This window comes from Microvirga flocculans ATCC BAA-817 (genome assembly GCF_000518665.1).
GTDB lineage: Bacteria > Pseudomonadota > Alphaproteobacteria > Rhizobiales > Beijerinckiaceae > Microvirga > Microvirga flocculans.
The window spans coordinates 1-14,107 of sequence record NZ_JAEA01000017.1 but is presented as its reverse complement, the minus strand read 5'-3'; the positions used below and the strand labels follow the sequence as shown (position 1 = coordinate 14,107).

Sequence of the window (14,107 nt, the reverse complement as noted above, 5' to 3'; positions counted from 1 at the left end):
ACGGCCGTCTCTCTTAATTGGCCGCTCGCGTGAGCGGGGCAGCTTTGAAGCCGCCTCCCTGAGGAAAGGCGGCTTCAAGGAACTCAGTAATGCTCTTCGAAGCGCTTCGCGAGATCTTCGATGTTCTCCGGCGGCCAGCCCGGCACGTCCATGCCGAGGTGCAGGCCCATGCCGGCCAGAACTTCCTTGATCTCGTTGAGCGACTTGCGGCCGAAGTTCGGGGTGCGGAGCATTTCCGCCTCGGACTTCTGGATGAGGTCGCCGATATAGACGATGTTGTCGTTCTTCAGGCAGTTCGCCGAACGGACCGACAGCTCGAGTTCGTCGACCTTTTTGAGGAGCGCCGGGTTGAACGGAAGCTGCGGCGCGGCGGCAGCGGCTTCTTCCTTGCGCGGCTCTTCGAAGTTGACGAAGACCTGGAGCTGGTCCTGCAGGATGCGGGCGGCATAGGCCACGGCATCCTCAGGGCTCACGGCGCCGTTGGTCTCGACCGTCATGATCAGCTTGTCGTAGTCGAGAATCTGGCCCTCGCGGGTGTTCTCGATCCGATAGGAGACCTTCTTCACCGGGCTGTAGAGCGAGTCGACCGGGATGAGCCCGATCGGGGCGTCCTCGGTCCGGTTGCGCTCGGCGGGAACGTAGCCCTTGCCGGTATCGACCGTGAACTCCATGCGGATCTCGGCGCCCTCGTCGAGGGTGCAGAGCACGAGATCGGGGTTCAGGATCTGAACGTCGCCGACCGTGTTGATGTCGCCTGCGGTGACGACGCCCGGACCGGTCTTGCGGAGCGTCATGCGCTTCGCGCCCTCGCCCTGCATCTTGATGGCGATCGTCTTCACGTTGAGGACGATATCCGTCACGTCCTCGCGGACGCCCGGGATGGAGGAGAACTCGTGCAGCACGCCGTCGATATGAATCGCGGTGACGGCGGCGCCCTGGAGGGACGACAGCAGGACCCGGCGCAGGGAGTTGCCGAGCGTCGTGCCGAAGCCACGCTCGAGAGGCTCCGCCACGACGGTCGCGATCCGCTTCGGATCGTCGCCCGGGGAGACTTCAAGCTTGTTCGGCTTAATCAGCTCTTGCCAGTTCTTTTGGATCACAACCACACCTCATGAGGTACGGCTTGAAGGGAGGCCTCAAGCCCGCCTTTAAACCGGAACGCGCGTGGGTCTTGGACCCACGCGCCGGATAACCTTAGACGCGGCGACGCTTGCGCGGGCGGCAGCCGTTGTGCGGGATCGGCGTCACGTCACGGATCGAGGTGACGGTGAAGCCGGCCGACTGGAGGGCGCGCAGGGCGGACTCACGGCCGGAGCCGGGACCGGACACCTCGACCTCGAGGGTGCGCATGCCATGCTCGGCAGCCTTGCGGGCCGCATCCTCGGCGGCGATCTGCGCCGCATAGGGGGTCGACTTACGCGAACCCTTGAAACCCATCGCGCCGGCCGAGGACCAGGAGATCGTGTTGCCCTGGGCGTCCGTGATGGTGATCATGGTGTTGTTGAACGAGGCGTTCACATGCGCCACGCCGGAAACGATGTTCTTGCGTTCGCGGCGGCGGACGCGGGTCGCTTCTTTAGCCATTCTTCATATCCTTCAAGCGCGCCCGTCATGCCAGGCGCTCGGGAGAAAAGGCCACCCGCCGGGGGTGGCCGGGAAACCTTACTTCTTCTTGCCGGCGATCGGCTTCGCCTTGCCCTTGCGGGTGCGGGCATTGGTGTGCGTGCGCTGGCCGCGGACCGGAAGGCTGCGGCGATGGCGCAGGCCACGGTAGGCGGCGAGATCCATGAGGCGCTTGATGTTCATGGACACTTCGCGGCGCAGGTCGCCTTCCACGATGTAGTCGCGGTCGATCGTCTCGCGGATGGCCAGAACCTCGGCGTCGGTCAGCTGGTTCACGCGGCGCTCAGCCGGGATACCGACCTTCTCGATGATCTCCTGAGCCTTCTTGGGCCCAATGCCGTGGATGTACTGAAGCGCGATCACAACGCGCTTGGCGGTCGGGATATTGACGCCTGCTATACGGGCCATCGTCCGTCTCCATTTGGGAAGCATAAGCTTCGGGTTATGTTATCGCGCGTCCGGTGGAGGCCGGCCCCTGCGCGGGTTCATGCAAAAAACACAACAATCCGGAGAGGCCTCCCATGAGACCCTCCGGATATGCAGGTTCTTGTGCAAGAGCTTGCGGTTATCGGAAATTAACCCGTCCGTCAAGCCCTCCTCTTCAACGACCCAGGATTCCCTTGATCGCGTCGGTCACGTCGTCGATGGGCTTCATGCCGTCGACGGTCTTCAGCATGCCGGTGCGCTCGTAATAGGCCGAGAGCGGGGCCGTCTGGCTCCGGTAGGCATCGAGGCGGGTCTTGAAGACCTCCGGGTTGTCGTCCTTGCGGACGGGCTCGCCGCGGGCTTCCGTCTCCTTGGCGCGCTTGACGATACGGTCGACCAGCTCGCCCTCGTTGACCTTGAACTCGATGACGGCGTCGAGCTTGAGGCCCTTGTCTGCCAGCATGCGGTCGAAGGCCTCGGCCTGCGCCACGGTCCTCGGGAAACCGTCGAGAATGAAACCGCCCTTGGCGTCCTGCTCCTCGATCCGGTCGGCGATGATGCCGACGACGATGTCGTCCGACACCAGCTCTCCCCGGTCCATGACGGCCTTGGCCTTGAGGCCGACCGGCGTGCCGGCAGCCACGGCCGCGCGGAGCATGTCGCCGGTGGAAAGCTGAGGAATCCCCAGCCTTTCGACCAGACGAACGGCCTGAGTGCCTTTTCCGGCCCCAGGCGGCCCCAGCAGGATAATTCTCATCGACGCCCCCCTGACTTCGTCGAGAATGCTCGCCTCCAGGCGAGGTGTCCCATTTCAAGAGCCGCGTCCCGCGCAGGGAATCGGCCCTTCTGATTGCTTACAGCATTTTCTGACGGCGAAACGGATCTTTCGCCGGAAAACGCTTAGCGTCTGCGCGCACCCTTCAGCTTCGCCTTCTTGACGAGGCCCTCATACTGGTGAGCCAGCAAATGTCCGTGCACCTGCGCGACCGTGTCCATGGTAACAGAGACCACGATCAGAAGCGAAGTGCCGCCAAAGTAGAATGGCAGGGCCGCATAGGACACCAGCAACTCGGGAATCAGGCAGATGATCACGAGATAGGCCGCGCCCAGCACCGTGATGCGGGTCAGGACCTGGTCGATGAAGTCCGCCGTGCGCTCGCCAGGGCGGATGCCCGGAATGAAGCCGCCCTGCTTCTTCAGGTTGTCCGCCGTCTCCGTCGGATTGAAGACGATGGCCGTATAGAAGAAAGCGAAGAACACGATCAGCGCCGCATACAGGAACATGTAGGCGGGGCGGCCATGGCCCAGATAGGCCGTGAGCGTGGCGATGAAGCCCGTTCCGTCCGCACCGGTCTGGAAGCTCGCGATAGTCGCCGGCAGCAGCAGAAGCGATGAGGCGAAAATCGGCGGGATCACGCCCGAGGTATTCAGCTTGAGCGGCAGGAACGAGGTCTGGCCCTCATACATGCGGTTCCCGACCTGACGCTTCGGATAATTGATGAGCAGGCGGCGCTGGGCGCGCTCCATGAACACCACGAAATAGATGATCGCCACGGCCATCACGATGACGCCGAGGATCAGGCCCGTGGAGATCGCACCCTGGCGTCCCAGCTCGAGAGTGCCTGCGATGGCGGTCGGCAGGTTGGCCACGATGCCCGCGAAGATGATCAGCGACGTGCCGTTGCCGATGCCGCGGGACGTGATCTGCTCGCCGAGCCACATGAGGAACAGGGTGCCGCCGGTGAGCGTGATGACCGTCGAGATGAGGAAGAACGGCCCGGGAGCCTGGACGATGGAGCCGGAGCTCTGCAGGCCGACCGCGATGCCCCAGGACTGGAACAGAGCCAGCAGGACCGTCAGGTAGCGGGTATACTGGTTCAGGATCTTGCGGCCCGCCTCCCCTTCCTTCTTGAGCGCCTCGAGCGAGGGCAGGACGGAGGTCAGGAGCTGAACGATGATCGAGGCCGAAATGTACGGCATGATGTTCAGGGCGAAGATGGCCATGCGCTCCACGGCGCCGCCCGAGAACATGTTGAAGAGGCCGAGCACGCCGCCACTGGCGTTCTGGAAGCTCTGCCGGAGCGCTTCCGGGTCGATGCCGGGGAGCGGGATATAGGTGCCGAGACGATAGACGATGAGAGCGCCCAAGGTGAACCAGATGCGCTTCTTCAGCTCATCGGCCTTGGCGATGGCGCCGAAGTTGAGGTTTGCCGCAAGTTGCTCGGCTGCTGAGGCCATAGTGTTGTCCCCGAAATACCTGGATACGTGACATTCCATCACGCAAACGGCGGCCGCGCGATCAGACGCGGGCCGCCGCTTGGATCTTCGTCAATGTGGGCGCTGGCTCACGCCTGCGCAACGGCACCCAGAAGGGTGACCGAGCCACCAGCCTTCTCGATCGCTGCGACGGCCGACTTGGACGCGCCGGCAACCTGGAAGGACAGCTTCGCCTTGAGCTCGCCGACGCCGAGGATCTTCACGCCGTCGCGCGGCTTGGAGACCACACCGGCAGCGACCAGCGACTCGACCGTGACCGGAGCGGCCTTGTCGAGCTTGCCGGCATCGACGGCCTGCTGAATGCGGCCGACATTGACCTCGTTCAGCTCGATCGCGTTCGGCTTGTTGAAGCCGCGCTTCGGCAGACGACGGTGCAGAGGCATCTGACCGCCTTCGAAGCCCTTGATGGCCACGCCGGTACGGGACTTCTGACCCTTGACGCCACGGCCGCCGGTCTTGCCCTTGCCTGAGCCGATACCACGGCCGACGCGCATGCGGTTCTTGGTAGAACCTTCGTTGTCACGAATTTCGTTGAGTTTCATGACGCTCTCCTCACTGCCCGTCGACAACGCGCACGAGGTGCTTGACCTTCTCGATCATGCCGCGAACGGACGGCGTGTCTTCCAAGGTCGAGGTGCGGTGAAGCTTGTTGAGCTTGAGGCCGATCAGCGTCTGGCGCTGCTTGGCCTCGCGGCGGATCGGCGAGCCGATCTGCTCAACGGTGATGGTTTTTGCTGCAGCAGCAGGCTTCTTTGCCATTGTCACAGCCTCCCTTACGCATCAGCGCCAGCGGCTTCGCTGGCATCAGCGTCGCGGCGGCGCGCCTGCAGCGTCGAGACCTTCAGGCCACGGCGAGCGGCGACGGAACGCGGGCTGTCCTCGTTCTTCAGCGCATCGAAGGTCGCGCGGACGAGGTTGTAGGGGTTCGACGAGCCGAGCGACTTGGCGACCACGTCCTGCATGCCCACCACCTCGAAGACGGCGCGCATCGGACCGCCGGCGATGATGCCGGTACCCTGCGGAGCGGCACGGAGCACGACCTTGCCGGCGCCATGGCGACCGTTCACGTCGTGATGCAGCGTGCGGCCTTCGCGCAGCGCAACGCGGATCATGGAGCGCTTGGCAGCGTCCGTGGCCTTGCGGATGGCTTCCGGCACCTCGCGGGCCTTACCGTGGCCGAAGCCGACGCGGCCCTTCTGGTCGCCGACGACGACGAGAGCGGCAAAGCCGAAGCGACGGCCGCCCTTCACCACCTTGGCGACGCGGTTGATGTGAACCAACCGGTCGACGAATTCGCTGTCGCGCTCTTCGCGATCAGCACGTTCTCTGGGTTCTCTTGCCATGAGACCTCTCACTTGCGCGGGCGGCGGGCCCGCTCGCTAAGGGTTTTTGGATTGTACCCGCCGTTAGAAATCCAGACCGCCTTCACGGGCTGCGTCGGCGAGAGCCTTGACGCGGCCATGATAGAGGTAGCCCGAGCGGTCGAAGATGACCTGCTTTACGCCAGCCTTGGCTGCGCGCTCGGCGACGAGCTTGCCCACTTCCTTCGCCGCCTCGACGGTGGCGCCGGTCTTGAGCTTGCCCTTGAGGTCCTTTTCGATCGTCGAGGCGGACGCGACGGTCACGCCGCGCACGTCATCGATAACCTGGGCGTAGATCTGCTTGGACGAACGGAACACCGACAAACGCGGGCGGCCATTCGCTGCCTTCCTGATCGCACGGCGCACACGAGCCTTGCGGCGATCTTCAGCGCCTTTCTTCTCAGCCATGATACGTCGTCCTTACTTCTTCTTGCCTTCCTTGCGGAAGATGAATTCGTCGGCATACTTGACGCCCTTGCCCTTGTAGGGCTCCGGACCGCGATATTCGCGGATCTCGGCGGCGGTCTGACCGACGACCTGCTTGTCGATACCGGCGACGACCACTTCGGTCGGCTTCGGCGTCGTGATCGTCACGCCGGCGGGGATCGCGTAGTCGATATCGTGGCTGTAGCCGAGCGACAGCTTCAGCACCTTTCCGGCGACGGCGGCCTTGTAGCCGACGCCGTTGATCTCGAGGCGCTTCTCGAAGCCCTTGGACACGCCTTCGACCAGGTTCGCAACCTGAGCGCGGGACATGCCCCACTTCGCACGGGCCGTCTTGGAATCGTCGCGCGGGTTGACCGACACGGCGCCATTCTCAAGAGCAACCGACACTTCTTCGGGAACGAGGAACGAAAGCTCGCCCTTCGCGCCCTTCATCTTCACCAACTGACCGTCAACGGTGGCCGTCACACCAGACGGAACCGGAACGGGTTTCTTGCCTACTCGGGACATCTTAATCTCCGTGGTTCTGTGCGGGTGCCGTGGTCTTAGAAGACCTTGCAGAGCACTTCGCCGCCCACGTTCTTCTCCCGGGCCTCGTGATCGGCCATCACGCCCTGCGGCGTCGAGAGAATGGTGATGCCCAGGCCGTCGGCCACGCGAGGCATGGTATCGACGGAGGCATACACGCGGCGGCCCGGCTTGGAGACGCGCTCGATCGAGCGGATCACCGGCTGGCCGTCATAGTACTTCAGCTCGATCGAGAACTCCGTCCGGCCATTGCCGAACTCGGTCTGCGAGAAGTCGCGGATGTAGCCCTCGTTCTTCAAAACTTCGAGGACGCGAGCGCGAAGCTTCGAGCCGGGGGTGGAAACCGAACCGCGACGGCGCATCTGCGCGTTGCGGATACGGGTGAGCATATCGCCCAACGGATCGTTGATCATATAATGCCCTCCCTTACCAGCTGGACTTCACGAGGCCCGGGATCAGGCCCTTGTTGCCGAGCTCGCGCAGAGCGATGCGCGACATGCCGAGCTTGCGGTAGTAAGCGCGCGGACGGCCCGTGATCTCGCAACGGTTGCGGATGCGGGTCGCGCTCGCGTTACGCGGCAACTCAGCCAGCTTGAGGCGCGCTTCGAAGCGCTCCTCCATGGACTTCGACTCGTCGTTGGCGACCGCCAGGAGGCGCTCGCGGCGGCCGGCGAACTTCTTCACCAGCTTGCGACGATGCTTGTTCTTCTCAATAGCGCTTTTCTTAGCCATGCTTTTATCTCCAGTGTCCGCGTTTGAGGACAGCTATCCTCACTGCCGGAACGGGAAGTTGAAGTGACGCAGCAGAGCGCGGGCTTCTTCGTCGGTCTTCGCCGTGGTGGCGATGATAACGTCCATACCCCAGACCTGCTCGACCCTGTCGTAGTTGATCTCAGGGAACACCAGGTGCTCCTTGATACCCATTGCGTAGTTGCCGCGGCCGTCGAACGACTTGGGGTTCAGGCCCCGGAAGTCGCGGACGCGGGGAAGCGCGATGGTCACGAGACGGTCAAGGAACTCGTACATGCGAGCCTTGCGCAGCGTAACCTTGGCGCCGATCGGCATGCCCTCGCGGACCTTGAACTGCGAGATAGCCTTGCGGGCCCGCGTGATCACCGGCTTCTGACCGGCGATGAGAGCCAGGTCGGCCGCAGCGACCGAAGCCTTCTTCGAGTCGGCGGTCGACTCGCCGACGCCCATGTTGAGGACGATCTTCTCGATCGTCGGGACTTCCATGGGGTTCTTGTAGCCGAATTCTTCAATGAGCTTCGGACGCACCACTTCCTCGTAGTGCTTCTTCAGCCGCGGCGTGTAGCCGTCTACCTGAGCCTTAGCCATCGATCAGGTCTCCCGAGCGCTTGGCGAAACGAACCTTGCGGCCGTCTTCGAGAACTTTGAAACCAACCCGGGTCGGCTTGCCGTCCTTCGGGTCCGCATAGGCCAGATTCGACAGGTGGATGGCAGCCTCTTTCGAGATGATGCCGCCCTCGGCGTTTGCCGTCTGGCGCTGGTGGCGCTTCACGATGTTGACGCCGCGGACGACCGCGCGCTCTTCCTTCGGGAGCACCTGCACGACTTCACCGGTCTTGCCCTTGTCGCGACCGGTCAGGACGACGACCTTATCGCCCTTCTTGATCTTCGCGGCCATTAGAGCACCTCCGGCGCAAGCGAAATGATCTTCATGTGGTTCTTGGCACGCAGCTCACGCGGAACGGGGCCGAAGATACGGGTGCCGACCGGCTCTTTCTGATTGTTGATCAGAACGGCGGCATTGCGGTCGAAACGGATGACCGAGCCGTCGGGACGACGGATGTCCTTGGCGGTGCGAACGACGACCGCCTTCATGACGTCGCCCTTCTTCACGCGACCGCGCGGAATAGCCTCTTTCACGGATACGACGATGATATCGCCCACGGAAGCGTACTTACGCTTCGAACCGCCGAGAACCTTGATGCACATCACGCGACGGGCGCCGGAATTGTCGGCGACGTCAAGATTCGTCTGCATCTGGATCATGGCTTTGATCCTTTCCTTTGTTTCAGACAGGTTTCCAGGTCAGGCAGGATTGCCTCCCGGACTACGCCTGACGGGGATCTGATGTCCCCTGCCCTTCATATGTCGAGAAAGGCGGCCGTATACACGAGCCGCCCTCGTTAGACAACCCCTAAGGGAAGGCTTTTTAGGCCTTCTCTTGGTTGACGAGCACCCAGGTCTTGAGTTTGGAGAGCGGCTTGGACTCCTCGATGAAGACCGTGTCGCCCACCTTGGCTGTGTTATTCTCGTCGTGAGCGTGGTAGTTCTTCGTCTTACGCACGGTCTTCTTCAAGACCGGGTGCGTAAAGCGACGCTCCACCTTCACGACGACCGTCTTGTCCTGCTTGTCGCTGACAACGACGCCCTGCAAAACGCGCTTCGGCATCTTGATCCCCTTTAAGCCTTCGCCGCAGCGGCCTTCTGGCGCTGCAGCGTCTTGACGCGGGCGACGTCCCTGCGGACTTCGCGGACACGTCCGGTATTCTCGAGCTGGCCGGTCGCGCGCTGGAAGCGGAGGTTGAACTGCTCCTTCTTCAGGTTCAGCAGCTCATCCGACAGCTGGTCAGCCGACATGGCCTTGAGATCAGAGAATCTCTGCTTGGACTTCATGATTCTCTCCTTACTCGGCAATGCGCTGGATGAAGCGCGTCTTGATCGGGAGCTTCGCCGCGCCGAGACGGAGCGCCTCGCGGGCGACATCCTCCGGAACGCCGTCGATCTCGAACATGATACGGCCAGGCTTGACCTTGGCCGCCCAGTACTCGGGCGAGCCCTTACCGGAGCCCATTCGGACTTCGGTCGGCTTCGTCGAGACCGGCACGTCCGGGAAGATCCGGATCCACACACGACCGGCGCGCTTCATGGCGCGGGTGATGGCGCGGCGGGCCGCCTCGATCTGACGAGCGTTGATGCGCTCGGGTTCCATCGCCTTCAGGCCGAACTGGCCGAAGTTGAGGTCCGTACCGCCCTTCGCAGTGCCGGAAATACGGCCCTTGAACTGCTTACGGAACTTGGTTTTCTTCGGTTGCAACATGGCAAACCTCTCCTGACCCCTCGGTTACGCCGCTTGCTCGCGGCGGCCACCGGAGCGGCCTCCTTCGTCGTTCATCCGCTTGTCCTGGGCCATCGGATCGTGCTCGAGGATTTCACCCTTGAAGATCCAGACCTTGATGCCGCAGGTGCCATAGGTCGTGAAGGCCGTGGACGTACCGTAATCCACATCCGCACGCAGGGTATGCAGCGGAACGCGGCCCTCGCGGTACCATTCGAGGCGGGCGATTTCAGCGCCACCCAGACGGCCCGAGCAGTTGATACGGATGCCCTCGGCGCCCAGACGCATCGCCGACTGAACGGCGCGCTTCATGGCGCGGCGGAACGCGACGCGGCGCTCGAGCTGCTGAGCGATCGAGTCGGCCACCAGGGTCGCATCGACTTCCGGCTTGCGGACTTCGACGATGTTGATGGACACGTCCGCATCGGTCATCTTGGAGACGAGCTTGCGGAGCTTCTCGATGTCGGCGCCCTTCTTGCCGATCACCACGCCCGGACGGCCCGAGTGAATGGTGACGCGGCACTTCTTGTGCGGACGCTCGATGACGATCTTCGAGACGGCGGCCTGCTTCAGCTGCTTCATGAGAGCTTCGCGGATCGCCATGTCCTCATGCATCAGCTTGGCATACTCGCCCTTGCCGGCGAACCAGCGCGAGTCCCAGGTCCGGTTGATGCCGAGCCGAAGACCGATCGGGTTGATTTTCTGACCCATCTGGTTCTCCTTTATGCCTGTTCGGCAACTTCCCGAACCACGATCGTGAGGTTCGAGAACGGCTTTTCGATACGAGCGCCCCGGCCACGAGCCCGGGCGTGGAAGCGCTTCATGACAAGCGCCTTGCCGACAAAGGCCTGGCTGACGACGAGATCGTCCACGTCGAGGTTGTGGTTGTTCTCGGCATTAGCGATGGCGCTCTCGAGGCACTTCTTCACATCGCGAGCGATGCGCTTGCGGGAGAACTCGAGATCGGCGAGAGCCGCAGAAACCTTCTTGCCGCGGATAAGGGCCGCAACAAGATTGAGCTTCTGGGGGCTGACGCGCAGCATGCGGGCGACGGCTTGAGCCTCGTTGTCGCTCAGCGCGCGAGAAGTCGCGGCCTTACCCATCTTACTTCCTCTTCGCCTTCTTGTCCGCCGCGTGGCCGTGGAAGGTGCGGGTCGGCGAGAACTCGCCGAACTTGTGACCCACCATTTCCTCGTTCACGGAGACGGGAATGTGCTTCTGACCGTTGTAGACCCCGAATGTGAGGCCCACGAACTGCGGGAGGATCGTGGAGCGGCGGCTCCAGATCTTGATGACCTCGTTGCGGCCCGAGGAACGGGCAGCCTCGGCCTTCTTGAGGAGGTAGCCGTCGACGAACGGACCCTTCCAAAGCGAACGTGCCATGACGTGCCTCTATCCTTATTTCTTCCGAGCGTGGCGGCTCGACACGATGAACTTGTCGGTCCGCTTGTTCGAACGGGTTTTCTTGCCCTTGGTCGGAACGCCCCACGGAGTCACCGGATGGCGACCGCCGGAGGTGCGACCCTCACCACCACCGTGCGGGTGGTCGATCGGGTTCATGGTGACGCCGCGGTTGTGCGGGCGCTTGCCGAGCCAGCGGTTGCGGCCGGCCTTGCCGATCGAGGTGTTCATGTGGTCCGGGTTCGACACCGCGCCGACGCTGGCGAAGCACTGGCCGAGGACCAGGCGCTGCTCGCCGGAGTTCAGGCGGATCGTCACGTAGCCCTGGTCACGACCCACGATCTGAGCGTAGGTGCCGGCTGAACGGGCGAGAGCGCCGCCTTTGCCGACCTTCAGCTCCACGTTGTGGATGATCGTTCCCACCGGCATGTTGCCGATGGGCATCGCGTTGCCCGGCTTGATGTCGACCTGCTCGCCGGCCGACACCTGATCGCCGACAGCCAGACGCTGCGGGGCCAGGATGTAGGACAGCTCGCCGTCGGCGTAGCGGATGAGCGCGATGAAGGCGGTGCGGTTCGGATCGTACTCGATCCGCTCCACGGTCGCCACATCGCCCATACGGCCGCGACGCTTGAAGTCGACCAGGCGCAGGGTGCGCTTGTGACCGCCGCCGCGGAAGCGGACGGTCACGCGACCCAGGTTGTTACGGCCGCCGGAGGAGGTCTTTCCCTCCGTCAGCTTCTTGACCGGCTTGCCCTTGTAGAGCTCGCTGCGGTCCACGATCACCAGCTGGCGCAGGCCGGGGGTGATTGGTTTGAAGGTTTTCAAAGCCATCGGATCACTCTCTCAACCGATCAGAGGCCCGTCGTGACGTCGATGGTCTGGCCCTCTGCGAGGGTTACGACCGCCTTCTTCACGTCCGACCGCTGGCCGCGGGTGCCGCGGAACATCTTCACTTTGCCCTTGGTGAGGATCGTGTTCACGCTCTTCACCTTGACATCGAACAGCTTCTCAACCGCTTCCTTGATCTGCGGCTTCGTCGCATCCAGCCGAACCTTGAAGACGACCTTGTTCTGTTCGGACAGGGCCGTGGCCTTCTCGGTAATGACCGGGCTCACGATCACATCGTAATGGCGCGGGTCCAGGCTCATTTGAAGCGCGCCTCCAGCGCATCGACAGCCGCCTTCGTGAGAACGAGCTTCTCGCGACGAAGGATGTCATAGACGTTGATGCCCTGCACCGGCAGGACGTCGATGTTCGGGATGTTGCGAGCAGCCAGCTGGAAGTTCGTCTCGATCTCAGCGCCGCCGATGATCAGGGCATTGCCGAGGCCGAGCTTGCCGAAGCGCTCGACAAGAGCCTTCGTCTTCGGCTCGGACAGCGTCGCGTCGTCGATCACGACGAGCGAAGCGCCCTTGGCCTTGGACGAGAGGGCATGACGCAGAGCCAGGGCACGGACCTTCTTGGGCAGGTCGTGAGCATGGCTACGAACCTGCGGACCGAAGGCGCGGCCGCCGCCCCGGAACTGGGGAGCGCTCGCGGCGCCGTGACGGGCGCTGCCGGTGCCCTTCTGCTTGTAGAGCTTCTTCGTCGTGCGGTCGATGTCCGAACGATTCTTCACGGCGTGCGTACCGGCCTGGCGCTTCGCGAGCTGCCAGCGAACGCAACGGGCGAGCAGATCGGCGCGCGGCTCGAGACCGAAGATGGCCTCGTTCAGGTCGACCGAACCAGCTTTCTTGCCCTCGAGCGTGGTGATATCGAGTTTCATCACGCATTCTCCTCTTGGGCCTGCTCAGCCTGGGCGGCCGGCGCAGCATCGTTGGCCGTGCGGAAGGAGCCGGGCATCGGCACTTCCTTCGGCAGCTTGCGCTTCACCGCGTCGCGGACGAAGATCCAGCCGCCGGCAACGCCGGGAACGGCGCCCTCGACCAGGATCAGACCGCGCTCGACGTCGGTCGACACCACGCGCAGATTCTGCGTCGTGACGCGCTCGACACCCAGGTGACCCGGCATCTTCTTGTTCTTGAACGTCTTGCCCGGATCCTGGCGGCCACCGGTCGAACCGATCGAGCGGTGGGAGATCGACACGCCGTGAGAGGCGCGCAGACCGCCGAAGTTCCAGCGCTTCATACCGCCGGCGAAGCCCTTACCGGTCGTGATGCCCGTAACGTCCACGAACTGACCGGCAACGAAGTGATCGGCGGTGATTTCGGCGCCGACCGGGATGAAGGCATCCTCGGAGACGCGGAATTCCGCGAGCTTGCGCTTCGGCTCGACCTGCGCAACGGCGAACCGCCCGCGCTCAGCCTTCGAAACGTTCTTCACCTTGGCCTTGCCGACGCCGACCTGCAGCGCGGTGTAGCCGTTCTTTTCCTTGGTCCGGTGGGCGACGACCTGGCAGTTGTCGACCTTCAGAACCGTGACCGGGACGTGTTCACCGGCATCCGTGAAGATGCGGGTCATCCCGAGTTTTTGTGCAATGACGCCTGAGCGCATGTGCGTATCCTCTCGGCGTGTCTACCGAAAGCTCCAAGCCAAACGGCTCAGAGCTTGATTTCCACGTCCACACCAGCAGCGAGATCGAGCTTCATAAGGGCATCAACCGTCTGCGGGGTGGGGTCCACGATATCGAGAACACGCTTGTGAGTGCGCATCTCGAACTGCTCGCGCGACTTCTTGTCGATGTGCGGCGAGCGAAGCACCGTAAAGCGCTCGATGCGCGTCGGCAGCGGGATGGGCCCGCGAACCTGAGCGCCGGTCCGCTTCGCGGTCGACACGATTTCGCGTGTCGAAGCGTCGAGGATCCTATGGTCGAACGCCTTAAGGCGAATACGAATGTTTTGACCGTTCATGGCTTATCCATTCAACAACGGCAGCGGCTGGACCGTTGTCCGGCCGCTGTCCTTTGATCCTCTGTGTGCTTAGTCCATCACGGCGGCGACGACGCCGGCGCCGACCGTGC

Annotated in this window: 26 protein-coding genes; all 26 read right to left on the bottom strand. The window is 63.2% G+C overall.

The features are described 5' to 3' along the window. Positions 1-83: 83 nt before the first annotated feature. The 26 genes from L879_RS0116755 to rpsJ all read right to left on the bottom strand — a co-directional run bounded on the left by L879_RS0116755 (position 84) and on the right by rpsJ (position 13,997). Positions 84-1,106: a DNA-directed RNA polymerase subunit alpha gene (locus L879_RS0116755; RefSeq protein WP_438268121.1), complete on the bottom strand. Its 1,023-nt coding sequence runs from the start codon at positions 1,104-1,106 to the stop codon at positions 84-86. An 88-nt stretch (positions 1,107-1,194) separates the two neighbouring features. Next, positions 1,195-1,584: a 30S ribosomal protein S11 gene (gene rpsK / locus L879_RS0116750; protein ID WP_009764323.1), complete on the bottom strand. Its 390-nt coding sequence runs from the start codon at positions 1,582-1,584 to the stop codon at positions 1,195-1,197. 78 nt (positions 1,585-1,662) lie between these two features. Continuing rightward, a complete protein-coding gene (gene rpsM / locus L879_RS0116745; RefSeq protein WP_027317125.1) occupies positions 1,663-2,031 on the bottom strand; it encodes a 30S ribosomal protein S13 in 369 nt (122 codons plus the stop codon). A 193-nt stretch (positions 2,032-2,224) separates the two neighbouring features. Further along, positions 2,225-2,806 carry an adenylate kinase gene (locus L879_RS0116740; protein ID WP_027317124.1) on the bottom strand — a complete coding sequence of 194 codons (582 nt, stop codon included), beginning with the start codon at positions 2,804-2,806 and terminating at the stop codon, positions 2,225-2,227. Positions 2,807-2,949: 143 nt separating this feature from the next. Then, the gene (gene secY / locus L879_RS0116735; RefSeq protein WP_027317123.1) at positions 2,950-4,287 is read right to left on the bottom strand and encodes a preprotein translocase subunit SecY; all 1,338 of its coding nucleotides are present in this window, start codon (positions 4,285-4,287) and stop codon (positions 2,950-2,952) included. 107 nt (positions 4,288-4,394) lie between these two features. Beyond that, a complete protein-coding gene (gene rplO / locus L879_RS0116730) occupies positions 4,395-4,868 on the bottom strand; it encodes a 50S ribosomal protein L15 (RefSeq protein ID WP_027317122.1) in 474 nt (157 codons plus the stop codon). 10 nt (positions 4,869-4,878) lie between these two features. Next, positions 4,879-5,085, bottom strand: a complete 207-nt coding sequence (gene rpmD, locus L879_RS0116725; RefSeq protein WP_027317121.1) for a 50S ribosomal protein L30 — start codon at positions 5,083-5,085, stop codon at positions 4,879-4,881. A 14-nt stretch (positions 5,086-5,099) separates the two neighbouring features. Continuing rightward, positions 5,100-5,669 (bottom strand): 30S ribosomal protein S5, encoded by a 570-nt coding sequence (rpsE, locus tag L879_RS0116720; protein ID WP_027317120.1) that lies wholly within the window; start codon positions 5,667-5,669, stop codon positions 5,100-5,102. Between the two features lie 63 nt (positions 5,670-5,732). After that, positions 5,733-6,095, bottom strand: coding sequence for a 50S ribosomal protein L18 (rplR, locus tag L879_RS0116715; protein ID WP_027317119.1), 363 nt, complete (start codon positions 6,093-6,095; stop codon positions 5,733-5,735). 12 nt (positions 6,096-6,107) lie between these two features. Beyond that, positions 6,108-6,641, bottom strand: coding sequence for a 50S ribosomal protein L6 (gene rplF / locus L879_RS0116710; RefSeq protein ID WP_027317118.1), 534 nt, complete (start codon positions 6,639-6,641; stop codon positions 6,108-6,110). 35 nt (positions 6,642-6,676) lie between these two features. Next, positions 6,677-7,072 (bottom strand): 30S ribosomal protein S8, encoded by a 396-nt coding sequence (rpsH, locus tag L879_RS0116705; RefSeq protein ID WP_027317117.1) that lies wholly within the window; start codon positions 7,070-7,072, stop codon positions 6,677-6,679. 13 nt (positions 7,073-7,085) lie between these two features. Further along, entirely contained in the window at positions 7,086-7,391 is a 306-nt protein-coding gene (gene rpsN / locus L879_RS0116700) for a 30S ribosomal protein S14 (RefSeq protein ID WP_027317116.1), read from the bottom strand. Between the two features lie 39 nt (positions 7,392-7,430). Continuing rightward, positions 7,431-7,997: a 50S ribosomal protein L5 gene (gene rplE, locus L879_RS0116695; RefSeq protein ID WP_027317115.1), complete on the bottom strand. Its 567-nt coding sequence runs from the start codon at positions 7,995-7,997 to the stop codon at positions 7,431-7,433. Then, complete coding sequence (gene rplX / locus L879_RS0116690; RefSeq protein WP_027317114.1) at positions 7,990-8,307, bottom strand: 50S ribosomal protein L24; 318 nt, start codon at positions 8,305-8,307, stop codon at positions 7,990-7,992. Before rplX ends, rplE begins: the two co-directional genes overlap by 8 nt. Continuing rightward, positions 8,307-8,675 carry a 50S ribosomal protein L14 gene (gene rplN, locus L879_RS0116685; RefSeq protein WP_027317113.1) on the bottom strand — a complete coding sequence of 123 codons (369 nt, stop codon included), beginning with the start codon at positions 8,673-8,675 and terminating at the stop codon, positions 8,307-8,309. The genes rplX and rplN overlap by 1 nt, the downstream gene beginning before the upstream one ends. A gap of 163 nt (positions 8,676-8,838) precedes the next feature. Beyond that, positions 8,839-9,078, bottom strand: coding sequence for a 30S ribosomal protein S17 (gene rpsQ / locus L879_RS0116680; RefSeq protein WP_027317112.1), 240 nt, complete (start codon positions 9,076-9,078; stop codon positions 8,839-8,841). An 11-nt stretch (positions 9,079-9,089) separates the two neighbouring features. After that, a complete protein-coding gene (gene rpmC, locus L879_RS0116675; RefSeq protein ID WP_027317111.1) occupies positions 9,090-9,302 on the bottom strand; it encodes a 50S ribosomal protein L29 in 213 nt (70 codons plus the stop codon). Between the two features lie 10 nt (positions 9,303-9,312). Then, complete coding sequence (rplP, locus tag L879_RS0116670) at positions 9,313-9,726, bottom strand: 50S ribosomal protein L16 (protein ID WP_027317110.1); 414 nt, start codon at positions 9,724-9,726, stop codon at positions 9,313-9,315. A gap of 24 nt (positions 9,727-9,750) precedes the next feature. Further along, positions 9,751-10,455: a 30S ribosomal protein S3 gene (rpsC, locus tag L879_RS0116665; RefSeq protein WP_027317109.1), complete on the bottom strand. Its 705-nt coding sequence runs from the start codon at positions 10,453-10,455 to the stop codon at positions 9,751-9,753. An 11-nt stretch (positions 10,456-10,466) separates the two neighbouring features. Continuing rightward, a complete protein-coding gene (rplV, locus tag L879_RS0116660; RefSeq protein ID WP_035459972.1) occupies positions 10,467-10,847 on the bottom strand; it encodes a 50S ribosomal protein L22 in 381 nt (126 codons plus the stop codon). Position 10,848: 1 nt separating this feature from the next. Then, positions 10,849-11,127 (bottom strand): 30S ribosomal protein S19, encoded by a 279-nt coding sequence (gene rpsS / locus L879_RS0116655; RefSeq protein WP_009764303.1) that lies wholly within the window; start codon positions 11,125-11,127, stop codon positions 10,849-10,851. Between the two features lie 15 nt (positions 11,128-11,142). Further along, positions 11,143-11,979: a 50S ribosomal protein L2 gene (rplB, locus tag L879_RS0116650; RefSeq protein WP_027317107.1), complete on the bottom strand. Its 837-nt coding sequence runs from the start codon at positions 11,977-11,979 to the stop codon at positions 11,143-11,145. Positions 11,980-11,999: 20 nt separating this feature from the next. Next, the gene (locus L879_RS0116645; protein WP_027317106.1) at positions 12,000-12,296 is read right to left on the bottom strand and encodes a 50S ribosomal protein L23; all 297 of its coding nucleotides are present in this window, start codon (positions 12,294-12,296) and stop codon (positions 12,000-12,002) included. Beyond that, the gene (gene rplD / locus L879_RS0116640) at positions 12,293-12,913 is read right to left on the bottom strand and encodes a 50S ribosomal protein L4 (RefSeq protein ID WP_027317105.1); all 621 of its coding nucleotides are present in this window, start codon (positions 12,911-12,913) and stop codon (positions 12,293-12,295) included. Before rplD ends, L879_RS0116645 begins: the two co-directional genes overlap by 4 nt. Beyond that, complete coding sequence (gene rplC / locus L879_RS0116635) at positions 12,913-13,641, bottom strand: 50S ribosomal protein L3 (protein ID WP_027317104.1); 729 nt, start codon at positions 13,639-13,641, stop codon at positions 12,913-12,915. The genes rplD and rplC overlap by 1 nt, the downstream gene beginning before the upstream one ends. A 47-nt stretch (positions 13,642-13,688) precedes the next feature. Beyond that, positions 13,689-13,997 carry a 30S ribosomal protein S10 gene (gene rpsJ / locus L879_RS0116630; protein WP_009764298.1) on the bottom strand — a complete coding sequence of 103 codons (309 nt, stop codon included), beginning with the start codon at positions 13,995-13,997 and terminating at the stop codon, positions 13,689-13,691. Positions 13,998-14,107: the final 110 nt, after the last annotated feature.